Below are 16,932 nucleotides of genomic sequence, written 5' to 3' on the forward strand. Positions count from 1 at the left end.
CATGAAAGTTCTGCTCATCTTCAATCGCGAACCCTACGATAACACCGACGTCACCTGGAATGGCCTGCGCCTGGCGGAACAGCTGCATAAGGACGCTCAGGAGGTGCGCGTCTTTCTGATGAACGATGCCGTGGATATGGCCCGCAACAGCTGCGTTCCGCCCGAGGGTTATGATCAGAATCTGAGCCAGATGCTCCGGGAGCTGATAGCCCAGGGCATCCCCGTCAAAGTGTGCGGTACCTGCATGGCCCGTTGCGGAATTTACAAAAATGAACCCTACTTTGAAGGTGCCGAAAAGTCCACCATGCAGCAACTTTCCCAGTGGGTTGTGGACAGCGACCGCGTCCTGAGTTTTTGATGGAGTGATACCATATGAAAATTCGTGACAGTGGTATGCCCGAAGAGTTGATGTGGGAGAGTTTCTTCGACGCTGAGCGTATTTTGCAAAGTTTTGGCCTGAACAAAGACACGCGTGACATCGTGGAGTTTGGCAGTGGCTATGGAACATTCACCCTGGCGGCTGCCGCCTTGATTCATGGAACTGTCTATGCTCTGGATATTGAGCCCTCCATGGTCCAGCGGGTAAAAGAGAAGTGTGCCCGCAGCAATATCGAAAACGTACATGTTCAGGTTCGTGATTTCATCGGGGAGGGCACCGGCCTGCCGCCTGGCAGCATGGATGCCGCCCTGCTCTTCAATATCCTCCATCACGAGCAGCCCCTGACACTGCTGCGGAAGCCAGCTCAGCACTGGTTCGAGGCGGTCGCATTGCTATTATCCACTGGAATCCCGATCCAGCTACTCCCAGAGGACCAGCCATGGATATCCGTCCCACGCCGCAGCAGTGCATTCAATGGGGCAAGCAGGCAGGGCTGGAATGTAGCCCTGGCACAGTGTTCGACTTCCCGCCCTACCACTACGGCCTGATACTGCGCAAGGTATAGTGACAATGAACCGCTTCAATGATGAGGCAGAGCGCTACGATGCCTGGTTCGATGAGCACTTGGAGATATTCCAGGCCGAGCTGGCAGTAATCCGAAACCTGCTCCCGAAACAGGGGAAAGGGGTGGAGGTCGGTGTCGGCACGGGACGCTTCGCGTCGGCCCTTGGTATCGGCCTGGGGGTGGAGCCCGCAGAGAACATGGCTTCCAGAGCGCGCTCACGGGGTCTAACCGTTGTTCCTGGCACCGCAGAAACGTTGCCGCTGCCCGATGAGAGCTTTGATTATGCCCTGCTGGTGACGGTGCTTTGCTTTGTGCAAAGCGTGCCCCGTGCCCTGCAGGAGGTCGCTCGGATTCTCAAACCCCATGGAGTGGTGGTCATTGGTTTCATTGAAAAAAGCAGTCCCCTGGCCAGGCGCACCGTGGCGATTGCCAATGAGGATTCACTCTTTCGAGGTGCGCGTTTTCCCCAGATGGATGAATTGCAAAAGCAGCTGCGGGAGTCGGGGTTTGGTGCGATTTCCTGTTGTCAGACTCTCTGTGATCACTTGCCCGACCCATTAAAAACCCATAAAGGCTATGATGGCGGAAATTTCGTCGTGATCCGTGCCACCAAAGGAGAACCTGGCTGAAGCCGGATTACAGCAGTCCCGTCATTGTGCCAGAGCTGGTCAGCACCAGCGACGATGCCATCTCCTGCATAGTGTACTCAGTAAAGTTAACGAGTCACTATTTCTTCTATGGGCGGGGTCATCAGCCATCATCTCCTGCGTAACATTCAAACCAGGCTCTGTTCAAGGCCTTGACTCCCTCAACAATCCTGCTCTCAGGAATGCTGCTAAATCCTACCAGGATGCAATTCATAAAACATCTATCCTTGTTTTGCCAGTATTGGGCCGTAGGATATACTTTCACTCCATGGCGACGGGCCTTTACTATCATCTCCTCCTGGGGTTCACCATTCAGGAACTCTATAAGAACATGGAGTCCGGCATTCTTACCATGTATGCGTACTTTGTTGTGCATGGATTCATCAATTGCCTGAACGAGCATATCGTGTCGCCTTCGGTAGCTCAGGCAAACGCGCCTCAGGTGTCGATCCCAGTAGCCCCTGGCAATAAAAAGGCTCATGATCTTCTGGTTCATCCATGGGACGGTTGAGTAGTATCCGGCAAAAACCTCGTGGTATTTTGGCAAAAATCTCTGGGGCATGATGATGTAGCTCATGCGTAACCCCGGTGATAGCGACTTGGAAAATGTACCGATGTAGATCACCCTTCCGTCGCTATCAATGGACTGAAGGGATGGTATGGGCCTGGTGCCATAACGCAATTCACTATCATAGTCATCTTCTATGATAGTCCCATTTCTTTGCCTGGCCCACTGCAATAGTTGAACGCGCTTCTTGATTGACATAACCACGCCAGTTGGAAACTGATGCGATGGGGTGATGTAGATGTGTTTTGCCGAGCATTTTTTCAGCTGCTCCATGTCTATACCATCGTCGCCAACGGAAACGGGATGAATGGCATACCTGTTGTGTTGGAAAATGATTTTTGCCCCGTCGTAACCAGGCTCCTCAACGGCTACTTCAGTAGTATCTCTCCCAAGTACCTGGCAAATTACGTCGAGTGCATACTGCGTCCCACAACAGAGAATTACTTGCTCTGGAATACACTGCACTCCTCTTGAATCCCTCAGGTAGGTGACAATTTCACGCCGCAGGCCAATATCTCCCTGTTTATCACCGTAATTACAAGCTTCCTGTGCAGAGGAAGAGGTGAGAACTTCAGCAGTCAGCCGGTGCCAGTCTTTCGATGGAAAGAGGGTATGATCAAGGTTGGTATACTGAAAATCATAGTGAACATCTGCCTGGTCATGGAATGCATCTTTGATCGCTGCACTCGAGCTGCCCTGGCCATTGCAACGACGCATCGCCACTTCCCGAAAGGGCAGGATGTCAGCCCGAACATCCTGCACCACAAATCCAGCCCCAGGTCTGCTCGCAATGTATCCTTCAAGGCACAGCTGGGCGTAGGCACTTTCGACAGTATTGCGGGCAACACACATATCCTTGGCCAGCGACCGGGTAGAGGTGAGCCGCGAGCCAGCCACCAGATCACCTGCGCTGATCTTGTCTCGTATTTGCTCATAAATCTGCTGATACAAAGGCACTTTCGAATCATTGCTTACGCAGATCACACCCACGCTCCCCTTCGCCATATCTACAGGGCATTGATTGCAGACCCCTGAGCTGTATCCATAAAATTTTCCAGAATTGGCACTTTTAATAGCGACACACATCCCCTATATAACCAATGCGCACTTTATGTCAAAAGATAATATGAACAACCAAGGAGAAAGCCATGCGCCGTAAGTATGCCGAAATCACTGACCGTGACGAAATAACCCGAATACTCAATGCAACGAATGTAGGACGCATGGCCACCATAGGCGCGCAAGGCTATCCGTACATCACTCCACTGAACTTTGTTGTTCTTGAGGGCTGCGTGTACTTCCACTGCGCGAACAGTGGTGAGAAACTTGACAATATCCTGCGGGATTCAAAAGTGTGTTTTGAAGTGGATGTTCCCCTGGCCTATCTTGCAGTGGAATTTACGCCGGAGAAAGACCCTTGCTGCACCCATCAGTACTATCATTGCGTCATTATCCGCGGGCATGCGCGAATAGTTCCAGGTGGCGAGCTAAAAACACGCGCGCTGAATGCCTTGATGGAAAAACACGAAGGCAATCGAAATTTCCCTGCCATCACTCCAGAGCAGCCAAAATACAATATGTGCACGGTAGTGGAAATTGCCCCCGAAAACATATCCGGGAAAGCCGACATAGCACAGAACAAAACTCCCGCCGACAAGCTTCATATTGCTGAGCACCTTGCGCTGCGGGGCTTACCGGGGGATCTGGAAGCCGTGCGCCATATGGGCTACACGCTGGAGGGCAATGGAGCCGGAGGGTGGAAGGTTCGGTTTTAGCGCAGTAAATGGTTATCTGAAATGAAACGACTCTCCCAAAAAAGACATGCCCCCTTGGCGTTATCGCCAGGGGGGCATGTTTGAGTATGATGCCTTGAGTTTAGCCCTTGGGTAAAAGGCCTACTGGGCTCGAAAGCTCTCCTGTCTGAAAAACACTGATTTGGTCTTGCACATCTGTGGCGAGGCGTGCCAAGTCGCTGGAAGCATGGCCAACCTCTTCAGATGCCTGTGCGGTTTGTTCTGATGCAGCAGAAATGGTTTGAATGTCGTCGCTGATCTGGTCTGAAGTAGTCGACATCTCTTCCATGGCAGCGGCGTTTTGCTCAATATTCTGCTGAAGGGTTTCCACGCTGGCGAGTATCTCCAAAAAGGCACTGTTCGTCTGAGTCGCCAGCTCACTGCCCGCCTGGGCTTTCCCGTTCACAGTCACCATGGAATCAGTTACCTGGCCAACACCATCCTGAATACTCTGGACAATAGATATAATCTCACCAGTAGACTCTGTGCTGCGCTCAGCGAGCTTGCGCACTTCATCAGCCACTACGGCAAAGCCTCTCCCGGCTTCCCCGGCTCTTGCTGCCTCTATGGCAGCGTTCAGGGCCAGCAGATTCGTTTGATCTGCAATGTCATTAATGACTGATATGACCTCTTCTACTCGTTTGGACTTTTCCACCAGGGCCTGGGCTGACTCAGAGGCAATCTTCGCCTGGTCCGCAATAGTTTCCATGGCAGTTGCCGTCTGCTGTACAATCCGTCCACCGCTACGAGCCTGGCTCAGAGCTTCCGTTGCACTTTCCTGGATCATGGCAATATTTCGCGTAACTTCATTGACGGTCTGAGACATTTGCAGTGATGCAGAAGCAATCTGGGATATACTCTCTGCCTGGGAGCTCATGCCTGAACTCATTTGGACAGATGAGCTGCTGAGTTGTTCGCTGGCAGAGGCGACGCCATCTGAAGACATGCGAATACCCTGCACCATACTGCGCAGGTTAACCACCATATCGTTCAGAGCCGAAGCCATAAGCCCTACCTCATCCCTCTGGTGTACCGTCATGGTGCGGGTCAAATCACCTTGTGATACCTGGCGAGTAAAATTGAGACTCTCCATGAGGGGCCGGGATATCAGCCGGGAGATATAGATGGAAAACAGGATGCCGAGTGCAACCGCCACAGCGGTGCTGGAGAAAAGGAGTGTAGTGATACGCGCAATGATTTCAGCCCGGTGTATCCGCGTTGCTTCGGTAATTGAATCAAAATATGACTGAGTGCGCTCATTGGCTTGCCGGAGAATCTCTTGCTGGGAGCGCATTGCCGCAACAGTTTTGACCAGGCTGGCCATAGAATCCTGATAGACTGCAGCGAGTTGCTGGGTGTGCTGAATTTCCTGCAGCACCTGGTCAGAGTTGTTCTCGCGTGCCCAGCGCTGCAGGGAGCCAAGCTCCGAGTTTACCTTGGCGACCGTCTCTTGTGCTTCTCTCAGAAAATGTTCATCTACATGGGTATAGTACCGCTCGACACTGAGGTTGATATAAAAAATATCAACTACCAACTGCTCCTGCTGCTGTTTTATGCTTTGCAGCTCACGTAGCCCCTCCTGACCACTTCCCTGGTTTATTGCTCGTGCTATTAAACTATCGATTCTGCGACCAATTTCCTGGGCAGCACGGCGCTGAGCTATGGCTTCACCAATAATTCTTGTACCAATCTCTTCATGCTGAAGCGCAACCTTGCGATACGATGCAAACGCTTCTCTGGAACCAGATAACCCTTGGCTGGCACGACTCACCTCCTGGGCATAGCGATCTGGGAGACTTTCAATGCGCTTGCCTGCTGCCTCAATCGAGCGAAGCACTTCGCTGGCATCGGCCTCAAGTCGGAAAACTGAATAGCGCAGGATTGAGGTAACCGCATTTTCAAAAGAGGCAGCAGCCTCCATGGAATTCGTGGTATAGCGGCCCGACTCGCGCACACTGTTCATGGAGTTCCAGCCAGTGAAACCAACAAAAATCGTGAGCAGTAAAAGCAGGCCAAAAGCAACTCCAAGTTTCTTACCAATGGTCAAGTTCCGCATGGTTACCTCTTCTTCAAAAAATATTGCACTTCATAGTTATGCTTGGTTTGCTGCTATATTGGTTCAAGAGTGTGACAGTTAATATTTCAGCAAATCGTCGACCAAACCGGGGAGCCATAGGTCTACGCGAAATTTACCATCCAACAATTTTTAAGAATTTGACACAAATCAAATCTGGGCCTGCGGGCCAGCATGTTTCAGCTGACTGAATCTTTCACATTAATCAAGATTCTCTTTGCATGCAGCACGCGCTACAATGATTACTGCGTGTTGTCGATAGTAGAGACATGCCAAGGAAGCTCTTTCGGGGTGCGCGTTTTCCCCAGATGGATGAATTGCAAAAGCAGCTGTGGAAGTCGGGGTTTGGCGCGATTTCCTGTTGTCAGACCCTCTGTGATGCCCGACCCATTAAAAACCCATAAGGGCTATGATGGCAGAAATTTCGTCGTGATCCGCGCCACCAAAGGAGAACCTGGCTGAAGACAGATTACAGCAGTCCCGTCATCATCCCAGTGGCGACCAGCGCCAGCACAACGGATACCACGGCACGTACTGTATGCAGGGTTATCTTTCCCAGGATTTTCGCGCCCAGGTACGCCCCCGCAAAGGCCGCTCCACTGGCAGCAATCACAAGTTGCCAATCAACCGCCTGGCTGCGTGCCAGAATATCCGTGCCGTAGATTACCAGGCGGGATATATCCACCATGACCGCCAACACCACACCAGTGGCCACAAAAGCTTCCTTGCTCAAACCAGCCTTGATCAGAAACATGCTGCGAAACGCCCCCTGGTGCCCCGATAGTCCCCCAAAGAACCCGCTGATCACTCCCCCAAAGGGAAGCCACTTGCGATCCAGGGCGATGCGGGAAAATGCCGGAGAAATTTCCAGTATGACGAAAAACATGATGAGAAAGCCGATAACAAGTTTCAGGGCAGAAATGTGGAATTCCCGTCCCCCCACGGCATAGGTGTGCAGCGAAGGCATCTCCCCAAGCCAGAGCAGCACCACGGCACCCGCAAAGGCTGCTGCCACGGCTGGCAGGCCAAATCGCACCAGCACCGACACATCGGCCTTCCGCCCCAGGAGTCCAACCTTGAAAATATTATTGGCCAGATGAACCATGGCCGTCATGGCTATGGCCAGCTCCAGTGGAAAGAACAGCGCAATCACCGGCATGAGCAGTGTGCCCAGTCCAAAACCGGAAAAGAGTGTCAGCAAAGAGGCCGTCAACGCAGCGATACAGACGATGAGAAATTCCATTTTTCCTCCGGTTACTTAGCTGGTTTTGTGTGGAACCTTCCCGTTTCGCGCTTTCCCTGGTTCCTTATCCTGCCTTACGCCACACTCTCCCCAACAGCCATCCCCCCAGCATCATTCCTATGACGGTCATAAAGAGTACGGGCAGAAAGTGCCAGATGATGAGCTGGGTGGGATCGTCGCTGGGGTCCACCAGGCGCAGCAGGATGTAGCCGAGACTGGCAACGCTGAGGCCGATCATGCTGCCGGCCCAGCAACAACGTGTAGGGGCGGCCCGCGAGGTGACAGAGAACATGATGCCCCCTGGCAGCAGGCCATAGAGGATGATACGGATGACGCAGTCGTAGCGGGCCAGCTGCAGGCACTGGCTGAGGGTGAGGGCACTGGTGGTCAGCATACCGTAGATGAGCATGCCGGCAAACGCTCCCAGGGGCAGCAGGGGCACAAAACGTATCCAGGATTTCTGGTTGGCATCGGGCAGGCTCAGCCAGCTGGCGGCCAGAGCGCTGAGCAGCGCGATGGCGAGCATCAAGAGAATTTCGCTGAGGTACAGGCTCTGCTGGAGCTTCTGCCCGATGTCGCTGCGCAGTCCGTGGATGGCCAGCAGGACGAAAAAGTAGAGAATCATAAATCCCAGCCAGCTCACCAGAATGCGAGCTGGCGGTGGTGCGGGCTTATGTGCGCCCTCACGGGCGAGCTGGGCTATAAGTTCGTTTGTCTGCATGTTACGTTTCCTGGCGAGCCATATTGGTCAGGGTCCTCATGGCCCGGTGGGCGGCCACTTTGACGGCGTTTTCATTCATCTTCAGTTCGGCACCTACTTCACGGGCGCTGTATCCTTCTATTTTCATCATCTGTATTATGGTTCGCTCCCGGGGCGATAAGGTTTCAAGTAATCGTTGCAGAAGTTGCCGATCGCCCAAATCCAGCGGCTCATCTGCTGCCGGAAGTTGCTCCTTCACATCGTCCACATCCACACTGCTGCCTGCAGCCTTGCGCCGGTAGTGAGCCCGCAGATAGTCTTTGAGTTTATGGTCGGCAATGGCAAACATCCAGTTCAGGAAGGAGCGCTCGGTGTTGAAGGTGTGGCTGGCACGGTGAATGGCCAGCAACACGTCCTGTACCCGGTCTTCCAGATCCTCATGGCCTCCCAGGCGTTTGGCGAGAAAGCCCCGGATCATGGGGGTGATTTTCACCAGCAGCTGGTGGTAGGCGCTCTGGTCACCAGTCTGGGCCTTGCGCATGGCCTGGGCCAGCTGCTGGTCGGTATGGCTGGAGCGGGGCATCAGGTGTCCTTGTTTCAGTATTCCGCGATATAGCTACTCAGCGGGTAACCTTTTCCATCCCACGGCGAAATACGGGATGCGTGAACAAGCAGCTGGACGTACACTATCCAGAATGTCGAATCGCAATCAACTATTATGTGAGCACCCATGAAATCCACTTTACGTATTGTCGCCATCCTGGCCCTGCTGGCAGCGGCCTGGCTTGTTCTCTCCCACTTTTTCGGAGCCTGTTTGAGCCTGGATGCCCTCAAAAGCCAGCATGGGCAGCTGGTGAATTACTACCGCGACAACCAGGCGCCGGCCATTGCCCTGTATATGGCCACCTATGTGGTGGTCACGGCCCTCTCTATTCCGGGGGCGGTGGTCATGACCCTGGCGGGCGGGGCCATCTTCGGCTTTGCTACCGGGCTGATGGCAGTCTCCTTTGCCAGCACCATCGGTGCCACCTGTGCCTTCCTGGTGGCGCGCTTTCTCTTACGTGATTTTGTCCAACAGCGCTTTGGAGAGCGCCTCAAACGCGTCAATGCCGGTGTGGAGCGCGAAGGGGCCTTCTATCTCTTTACCCTGCGGCTGATCCCCGTCTTTCCGTTTTTTCTCATCAATATTCTCATGGCCCTGACCCCCATGCGCACGGTCACGTTCTTTGTGGTCAGCCAGGTGGGCATGCTGGCGGGCACGGCGGTCTATGTCAACGCAGGAACCCAGCTGGCCCGGCTCGACTCCCTGCAGGGTATTCTCTCACCTGCCCTGATCTTCTCCTTTGCCCTGATCGGCGTTTTTCCCCTCGTCGCCAAAAAAGTGGTGGAGCTGCTGGTGGCCCGCAAACGCCTGGGACGCTTCCCCAAACCCAAGCGCTTTGACTACGATCTGGCCATTATCGGTGCTGGGTCGGCGGGACTGGTCAGTGCTTATGTGGGGCGCACCCTGAAGGCCCGCGTAGCCCTGATCGAGCGGGACAAGATGGGCGGAGACTGCCTGAATACGGGCTGCGTCCCCAGCAAGGCACTGCTGCACGCGGCCAAGGTGCGCCATATCCAGCGCCAGGGAAACAAACTGGGCATGCCGTGGCAGGAGCAGGCCCTGGACTTTGAACGGGTTATGGATCACGTCCGCGCCGCCATTGCCCGCATTGAACCCCACGACAGCGTGGAGCGCTACCAGGATGAGCTGGGGGCCCACTGCCTGCACGGCCACGCCCGCATTGTGGACCCGTACCATGTGAAGGTAGGCGACCAGACCATCAGCACCCGCAGCATTCTCATCGCCACTGGCGCTTCTCCGTGGGTCCCCGATTTGCCAGGTTTGGCACAGGTTCCCCACTATACCAGCGATACCATCTGGGACATGAAAGCCCTGCCCCAGCGCCTGGTAGTACTGGGGGGCGGCCCCATTGGCTGCGAACTGGCTCAGGCCTTTGCGCGCCTTGGCTCTGCAGTGACCATTGTCCAGCGCAATGCACAGCTGCTGCCCAAGGAGGACCGGGACGTGGCGCAGCTGATGGCCAACGTGCTGCAGGGCGAAGGGGTCGAAGTTCTGGTCAACCATGAAGCCAGGGAAGTGCAGAGTTCCGGTGAGAATTCACCAGCCCTGCTGGCGGTTGACCGTGAAACGGGGCAGGAGTTCGCCATAGTTTGCGATGCCATTCTGGTCGCCTTGGGACGCAAACCGCGCACCGAAGATTTCGGCCTGGCGGAGCTGGGCATAGAGACGGCTGCCGATGGCACCATTGTTACCGACAAATACCTGCGAACCACCATTCCCAATATCTACGCCTGTGGCGATGTGGCCGGTCCCTACCAGTTCACCCACACCGCTTCCCACCAGGCCGGTTACGCCTGCATCAATGCCCTGCTGCGCCCCCTGCACAAGCTGCGGGTGGACTATCGGGTCATTCCCTGGTGCACCTTCACCAGCCCTGAAGTGGCAAGGGTTGGCCTCAGTGAACGGGAAGCCAGGGAAAAGGGCGTTACCCATGAAGTCACCCGCTACGACCTGGCCGATCTGGACCGGGCCATCGCCGATGATTGCGCCCAGGGGTTTATCAAGGTACTGACGCCACCGGGCAAGGACAAAATACTGGGCGTTACCATTGTGGGGCCCCGGGCGGGAGATATCATCAGTGAGTGGATACTGGCCATGAAGCATGGACTGGGAATGAGTGAGGTGCTGGGAATCATCCACATCTACCCCACCTACGCCGAAGCCAATCGCTTTGCCGCCGGAAACTGGAAGAAGGCCCACGCCCCGGTCAAACTGCTGCAGTGGGTGGAGCGATTCCACCGCTGGCGCCGGGGAGGCTGAGGAGTCATGGCATTGTACCCGCAACTCTCCATTATCATCCCCGTTGCCCCAGGGGACACCACCTGGCGCGAACTGCTGCCCGATCTGCAGCCAGTACTGCAGGAAGGCTGCGAGGTGCTGCTGGTATCCCCTGAACCGCCACCGGATCGGGCGGCCAATACCCAGGCAGTGAAATGGATAGTGAGCGCGTCGGGCAGGGCACAGCAGATGAATGCCGGTGCGGGTCACAGTTCCCGTCAATGGCTGTGGTTTCTGCACGCCGACAGCCGCCTGGATCCAACCACTCTGCCCGCCCTGCACTCCATAATAGCAGGGGAACATGAGCCACGCCTGTGGTACTTTCGTCTGGAATTCCTGGCCGACGGCCCCGCCCTTATGCCCATCACCGCCTTTGGTGCTTGGCTGCGCTCCCGATACGGCGGCATGCCCTTCGGCGACCAGGGATTTTTGTTGCCGCGATCCCTTTTCCAACAGGTGGGAGGCTACGATGAAACCGCCCCCTACGGCGAGGACCACCTGCTGGCCTGGGCCGTGCGCCAGCACGGATTTTCCCTGGGCTGGAGTGGCGGCACCATCCGCACCAGCGCCCGCAAGTACCGGCAACAGGGCTGGCTGCGCACCAGCACCCGGCATGGCTTGCTGACCATTCGGCAGGCCGTGCCCCAGTACCTGAAGTGGCGTTCAACGCAACGAAATTCCAAACGGAGCCTGCCATGACCGCCGCCGCCATCTTTGTCAAAACCCCCGGATACTCCCCCCTCAAAACCCGCCTGGCTGCTGCCATCGGACAATCAGCGGCAGAGGAGTTTCACCGCCTCTCGGCCCTGGCGGTGGCTTCCGTTCTGAAACAGGCTGCCATCAGCCGGAATATCCAGCCCTACTGGGCTGTGGCGGAAGACAATGCCCTGCATGATCCCCTCTGGCAGGATTTTCCCACCACCAGCCAGGGAGAGGGTGGCCTCGGCGATCGCCTCCACCACGTCTATCAATGCCTTCAAAGTCGCCACGGCAGCGCCATCCTGCTGGGGGCCGACTCGCCCCAACTGCACATCAGCCTCATCGCCCAGGCGCAGGAAATCCTGGACAACTCCCAGCCCCGCGCGGTGCTTGGCCCCTGCACCGATGGCGGCTTCTATTTGTGCGGGGTGAATACTCCCCTGCCAGCCCAGGTGTGGACCAATGTTCCCTATAGCTGTGCTCAGACCGCTGCCCAGTGGACAGCGGGTGTGGAAAAGTTTGCACCGGTTACCAGTCTGGAGCCCCTGGCTGACGTGGATGTGGAGGATGATCTGGCACTGGTCATGTCGGCTCTGAAAAGGCAAGGGGAAAGGACCGCCGAACAACAGGCATTGCTGGAGTGGTATGGGCGTTATCTGGCAGACGGCTGGGTGAAACGGCCCGACGGCAGGAAAGAAGTACCCGTTGCTGAGTGACACGCGATAGTCTATTGCATTAGACTAAAATCATGGGTTATAGTCTAACGCAATAGACTAGCTTGCGGCAGTGTTTTCTCTGGAGGAAAGCCATGGAAGAGATTCTTCTCGGTGCCAAGCGCCTTTCGCTGCTCAAACAGAATATGCCCCTGCCAAAGTATCAGCGCTTTCACTATCCGCAGATCGCTGCTTCCCAAAGCCGCATCACGGGCGTTTACGGTGCCCGTGGCGTGGGGAAAACCACTCTGCTGCTACAGGTGCTGCGCAACCTGCCCCTCCAGTGGGAAAACACCCTCTATATCTCCTGTGATCATCCCATGCTGCAGGGAGTATCGCTTTTTGACCTTGTGGACAGCTTCTGCAAAAGCGGCGGCGAGTGCATGGTGATTGACGAAATTCACGAGGCAGAGGATTTTGAAGCCCACCTCAAATCCATCTATGACTTCCTGAATATTCGGGTGTACTTCTCCGGTTCTTCGGCAGTGCGCATCACCAACCCGGATTTTGCGCGCCGCTATTCCATGTACCACCTTCCCATCCTCTCACTGCGCGAGTACCTGGAAATCTCCCTGTCAATTCAGCTGGAACCAGTGACGTTGCCGGAGCTGCTGGCAGACCATGAAGCCCTGGCCCATCGCCTTATCCAGGCACTCCCAAACGGTAAAATACTCAAGTACTTTGAAGAGTACCTGCGTGTTGGCGCTTACCCCTTTTACTTTGAAGACACGCACAAGTATGTGGATCGTCTCGGCGAAACCATAAACACGGCCCTGCACAGCGACCTCGGCAAACTCTTCCATATCCCGCCCGACAAAATTGCCACCCTGAAGAAACTGCTGCACACCATCAGCATCTCGAAACCGCTGGAACTTTCCATCGACAAGCTGGCCTCCCTGACCGGTATAACCAAAACCACCCTGTACAAGTACATCGACTACCTCAGCCGCGCCGAACTGGTGCGCCACATAAGCCACGAAGCCAAACGCTTCGGAGCCATCCGCAAGGCCGATAAACTCTACCTGTCCAATACCAACCTCTTCTCCGCCCTCAGCGTGGAAAAGGAAAAAGGCACCCTGCGGGAAACCTTTTTTGCCAGCATGGCAGGCGTCCACCACCAGTTGCACTATCTGGATCAGGGCGACTTTCTTGTAGACGAAAAGTACACCATGGAAATTGGAGGCAGGACAAAGGGCTTCGGACAGGTACAGGATCTCGACAACGCCTGGGTCATCGCCGATGGTCTGGAAATCGGCTCGGGCAGAAAAGTGCCACTGTGGCTGTTTGGGTTCTTGTACTGAGGTGATGACGTGGAATGACAGGAATAACCGTATTTGCAAGAGAGAAAAGACAAATTTTAACTGCTTGCTGAAAACACATTATTCAGACAGGTAATTGAAAAGTCCCAAGGTGCAATGCCACAGCACAGGTGGGGACTTCTCAGCAGCCTGCAAAAGGAACCTTCCATGCATACCGATGCCGCTCTTTCCGTGCTCAATACCTTTCTCGCCCGTTCACCGCGCAGTGCCGTGGAGGTGCAGGTGCGCCTCGGCCATGATTCCTGGAGTTGGCGGCATGGTGATGTCGAGGGGATGGAGCTGCCGGTGTTTGAGGTCGGTTCGGTGGGCAAGCTCTTTACCACGACGCTGCTGGCGCTTTTGGTGCAGCGGGGCGATCTGGGTCTGACGGATCCGGTCAGCCGTTTCTTCCCTCAGTTTCCCTGGGCCGCAAACATGACTCTGCATCAGCTGGCCACCCATACTTCCGGTCTGCCCCGTGATGTGTTTCCCACCTGGCAGATGCTGCTGCGGGGGCGTCAGCTGGCTGAGGCGTTTGGTCCGGACGATCTGGGCCACTTTCTGCTGCGTCAGCCCCGTGTTCTGCGGGGTGCGGGCAAGATGCGTTACTCCAATGTGGGTATGGCGCTGCTGGGCCGCATTCTGGCTGAGGCATGTGGCAAGTCCTACGGGGATGCGGTGAGGGAGCTGATTCTGGAGCCTCTGGGAATGCGCGATACGGCCATTGACCATGAAGGCTATCCCGCCGAACGCCTGGTGCAGGGCCATGATTCACGGGGGCGGCAGGTGCCGCCCTTTCAGTGGCGTGGCATGGAGCCGGCGGGGGTGTGGCGCTCCACGGGGGAGGATATGATGAAGTTTCTGCTGGCCCAGATGGGTGCCTCCGGCGAGCCCTGGGTGTCGCTGGCGGGTTTGATGGTACAGCCCCAGGCCACTGCGGGCCGGGGTACCTGGATGGGGCTTGGCTGGATGCTGAGCCAGGATTCGCGCCTGGGCCGGGTGGCCTGGCACAGCGGCGGCACATTCGGGCAGCACGCCATGGCGGGTTGGTCGCTGGATATTCCCGTTGCAATCATGATTCTGACCAATCGCATTCCGCCCTGGTGGCACCACCTGTCCCCCGGTCGCAGCCTTGAGGGGCTTCCCCAGAAGCTGCTGGTGGCGCTGGCGCCGGAGCGTTTTTCCGCTGGCTGCGGAGGTGGCTGTGGCACTGGCAGGTGCTGAAACTCGTACAGGGGAGGGTTAAGCTATGAACTCTCAGGAAATTCTCGATGATATTGTCGCGGCGATTCGCCCGCAGCTCGGCAAAGCGGGGGCAGTCGCCAACTACATTCCAGCGTTGGCCCGGGTCAACCCCTGCCAGTTCGGCATCGCCCTGCGCACCCGCGATGGGGTCGAGGCCTGGGCTGGCGATGCCATGACGCCTTTTTCCATCCAGAGTATTTCCAAGGTCTTCTCGCTGACCATGGCCATGCGCCTGGCAGGGGAGCGTTTGTGGGAACGCATCGGCAGGGAGCCTTCCGGGAATCCCTTTAACTCCCTGATGCAGCTGGAGAGCGAGCAGGGCATTCCCCGTAATCCCTTTATCAACGCGGGTGCCATTGCGGTAGCCGACTGTCTGGTCACCTGCGGCGATGACCCCAAGTCCGAGATGCTGGCCCTGATATCCAGCCTCTGCGACGAGCCGGTACACATTGACGAGGAAGTGGCTGCTTCCGAAGCAGCCACCGGATTTCGCAACGTGGCGCTGGCGAACTTCATCAAGAGCTTCGGCAAACTGGACAATGGCGTCTGCACGGTGCTGGATGTCTACTTCCGCCAGTGCGCCATCCCCATGAATTGCCTGCAGCTGGCCCGGGCAGTCAATTTCCTGTGTCGCGATGGCAGCCACCCCTTCAGCGGGGTACAGGTGATCAGCGCCCGGCAGGCCCGCCGCATCAACGCCCTGATGCTGACCTGCGGCACCTATGACGCGGCCGGTGAATTCGCCTTTCTCATCGGCCTGCCCTGTAAAAGTGGTGTGGGAGGAGGTATTGTGGCGATTGTGCCGGACACCTTGAGCCTGTGCGTGTGGTCTCCGGCTCTGGATGCCAGCCACAACTCTCTGCTGGGACAGAAGGCCCTGGAGATGTTCACGTCACGCACCGGGCTCTCGATATTCTGATGGAGGAATTCGCGTGGGAAAGTATCTTGAACTGAAAAGCAGAGACGGCTGGGAGTATGTCAGCCGGGTACAGTGCGAAGGAGCGGTTATCGTCCTGATTCACAATCGCGATACGGGCCTCTACCTGATGGTGGAGCAGTACCGGCCACCGGTGGCCCAGCGGGTGCTGGAGTTCCCGGCCGGGCTGATAGATGCCGGAGAGACACCCCTGCAGACGGCAGTGCGCGAGCTGCGTGAAGAGGCGGGAATTGACGCGCAGCCCGGCGAGCTGCTTGATCTGGGATATGTCTACAGTTCTGTGGGCATGAGCGATGAGAAGGTCTTCTTCTTTGCCATTACCATCGACAACAGCCGGGAGGTGCATCCGCTGAACCTGCAGGGCGCTGAGGCCCATCACGGTCTGGTCAGCCGCTGGGTTCCCGAGGAAGCGGTGCTGACCAGCAAAGCCGCCAAAGCCCAGAGTATTCTGGCGCGCTTCCAGGCAAGCCGGAAGAATCCCGGGCTCAGATTCTGAAAGATACGGGGGAAGCTATGACCAGACGCTGTGACTGGTGCGGCGATGATCCGCTGTATATCGCCTACCACGATGAGGAGTGGGGGATTCCCGTCCATGATGATCGCAGGCTCTTTGAGATGCTGATTCTGGAAGGCGCCCAGGCGGGGCTGAGCTGGATAACCATTCTGCGCAAGCGGGAAAACTACCGCCGCGCTTTCGCCGGTTTTGCCATCGACAAGGTTGCAGCCTTCACGGAGGACGATGTGCAGCGCCTGCTGGCCGACGCGGGCATAGTGCGCAACCGCCTGAAAATCCGCTCCGCCATCGGCAACGCGCGGGCGGTACAGCAGATTCAGACCCAATATGGCTCTCTGGACGCCTTTTTGTGGGGCTATGTGGATAACCAGCCCATCGTCAACTCCTGGAGCCATATCAGCGAGGTACCGGCCAGCACGGCCCTCTCAGATCGTCTGAGCCGCGACCTGAAAAAACACGGGATGCGCTTTGTGGGATCAACGATCTGCTATGCCTTCATGCAGGCGGTGGGTATGGTCAACGACCATCTCACCAGCTGCCATCGCTACGACACCCTTGTAGCGTCAACGGGAAGAGAGAAAAACCAGGGGTAACCATTCACGGCTACCCTGCGTTTTTTTCAGCAGGAGCACCAGTATTCCGAGAGCGAGCCCGG

The 16,932-nt window shown here is 56.3% G+C and carries 16 protein-coding genes and 1 pseudogene; 12 read left to right on the forward strand and 5 right to left on the reverse strand.

Features of this window, described 5'->3' with window-relative positions; translation table 11 throughout:
• The first annotated feature begins 1 nt into the window (after nt 1).
• From ACZ46I_RS02395 to ACZ46I_RS02405, 3 genes and pseudogenes are all read left to right on the forward strand, one after another.
• Nucleotides 2-358, forward strand: a complete 357-nt coding sequence (locus ACZ46I_RS02395; RefSeq protein ID WP_464281298.1) for a DsrE/DsrF/TusD sulfur relay family protein — start codon at nt 2-4, stop codon at nt 356-358.
• A 14-nt stretch (nt 359-372) separates the two neighbouring features.
• Nucleotides 373-944: pseudogene (locus ACZ46I_RS02400) on the forward strand (class I SAM-dependent methyltransferase).
• A gap of 5 nt (nt 945-949) precedes the next feature.
• Nucleotides 950-1,573, forward strand: coding sequence for a class I SAM-dependent methyltransferase (locus tag ACZ46I_RS02405; protein WP_464281299.1), 624 nt, complete (start codon nt 950-952; stop codon nt 1,571-1,573).
• A gap of 121 nt (nt 1,574-1,694) precedes the next feature.
• On the opposite strand, the gene pdxR is transcribed toward ACZ46I_RS02405, so the two are convergent.
• On the reverse strand, nt 1,695-3,149 hold the full coding sequence (gene pdxR, locus ACZ46I_RS02410; RefSeq protein WP_464281300.1) for a MocR-like pyridoxine biosynthesis transcription factor PdxR: 1,455 nt from the start codon (nt 3,147-3,149) through the stop codon (nt 1,695-1,697).
• A gap of 158 nt (nt 3,150-3,307) precedes the next feature.
• On the opposite strand from pdxR, the gene ACZ46I_RS02415 reads away from it, so the two are divergent.
• On the forward strand, nt 3,308-3,934 hold the full coding sequence (locus ACZ46I_RS02415) for a pyridoxamine 5'-phosphate oxidase family protein (protein WP_464281301.1): 627 nt from the start codon (nt 3,308-3,310) through the stop codon (nt 3,932-3,934).
• A gap of 100 nt (nt 3,935-4,034) precedes the next feature.
• On the opposite strand, the gene ACZ46I_RS02420 is transcribed toward ACZ46I_RS02415, so the two are convergent.
• The 4 genes from ACZ46I_RS02420 to ACZ46I_RS02435 form a co-directional block, all read right to left on the reverse strand.
• Nucleotides 4,035-6,008: a HAMP domain-containing methyl-accepting chemotaxis protein gene (locus ACZ46I_RS02420; RefSeq protein ID WP_464281302.1), complete on the reverse strand. Its 1,974-nt coding sequence runs from the start codon at nt 6,006-6,008 to the stop codon at nt 4,035-4,037.
• Between the two features lie 487 nt (nt 6,009-6,495).
• Nucleotides 6,496-7,269 (reverse strand): TSUP family transporter, encoded by a 774-nt coding sequence (locus ACZ46I_RS02425; RefSeq protein WP_464281303.1) that lies wholly within the window; start codon nt 7,267-7,269, stop codon nt 6,496-6,498.
• Between the two features lie 64 nt (nt 7,270-7,333).
• The gene (locus tag ACZ46I_RS02430; RefSeq protein WP_464281304.1) at nt 7,334-7,990 is read right to left on the reverse strand and encodes an NrsF family protein; all 657 of its coding nucleotides are present in this window, start codon (nt 7,988-7,990) and stop codon (nt 7,334-7,336) included.
• Nucleotide 7,991: 1 nt separating this feature from the next.
• Entirely contained in the window at nt 7,992-8,552 is a 561-nt protein-coding gene (locus ACZ46I_RS02435; RefSeq protein WP_464281305.1) for a sigma-70 family RNA polymerase sigma factor, read from the reverse strand.
• Nucleotides 8,553-8,699: 147 nt separating this feature from the next.
• On the opposite strand from ACZ46I_RS02435, the gene ACZ46I_RS02440 reads away from it, so the two are divergent.
• The 8 genes from ACZ46I_RS02440 (at nt 8,700) to ACZ46I_RS02475 (ending at nt 16,870) form a co-directional block, all read left to right on the forward strand.
• Complete coding sequence (locus ACZ46I_RS02440) at nt 8,700-10,853, forward strand: FAD-dependent oxidoreductase (protein WP_464281306.1); 2,154 nt, start codon at nt 8,700-8,702, stop codon at nt 10,851-10,853.
• 6 nt (nt 10,854-10,859) lie between these two features.
• The gene (locus tag ACZ46I_RS02445; protein WP_464281307.1) at nt 10,860-11,570 is read left to right on the forward strand and encodes a TIGR04283 family arsenosugar biosynthesis glycosyltransferase; all 711 of its coding nucleotides are present in this window, start codon (nt 10,860-10,862) and stop codon (nt 11,568-11,570) included.
• Nucleotides 11,567-12,286, forward strand: a complete 720-nt coding sequence (locus ACZ46I_RS02450) for a TIGR04282 family arsenosugar biosynthesis glycosyltransferase (protein WP_464281308.1) — start codon at nt 11,567-11,569, stop codon at nt 12,284-12,286. The genes ACZ46I_RS02445 and ACZ46I_RS02450 overlap by 4 nt, the downstream gene beginning before the upstream one ends.
• A gap of 92 nt (nt 12,287-12,378) precedes the next feature.
• The gene (locus tag ACZ46I_RS02455; RefSeq protein WP_464281309.1) at nt 12,379-13,584 is read left to right on the forward strand and encodes an ATP-binding protein; all 1,206 of its coding nucleotides are present in this window, start codon (nt 12,379-12,381) and stop codon (nt 13,582-13,584) included.
• Between the two features lie 165 nt (nt 13,585-13,749).
• Nucleotides 13,750-14,805: a serine hydrolase domain-containing protein gene (locus ACZ46I_RS02460; RefSeq protein ID WP_464281310.1), complete on the forward strand. Its 1,056-nt coding sequence runs from the start codon at nt 13,750-13,752 to the stop codon at nt 14,803-14,805.
• Nucleotides 14,806-14,830: 25 nt separating this feature from the next.
• Complete coding sequence (locus ACZ46I_RS02465) at nt 14,831-15,745, forward strand: glutaminase (protein WP_464281311.1); 915 nt, start codon at nt 14,831-14,833, stop codon at nt 15,743-15,745.
• 13 nt (nt 15,746-15,758) lie between these two features.
• Nucleotides 15,759-16,259: an NUDIX hydrolase gene (locus tag ACZ46I_RS02470; protein WP_464281312.1), complete on the forward strand. Its 501-nt coding sequence runs from the start codon at nt 15,759-15,761 to the stop codon at nt 16,257-16,259.
• Nucleotides 16,260-16,276: 17 nt separating this feature from the next.
• Entirely contained in the window at nt 16,277-16,870 is a 594-nt protein-coding gene (locus tag ACZ46I_RS02475; RefSeq protein ID WP_464281313.1) for a DNA-3-methyladenine glycosylase I, read from the forward strand.
• Nucleotides 16,871-16,932 lie beyond the last annotated feature (62 nt).

The organism is Desulfurispirillum alkaliphilum (assembly GCF_055378285.1).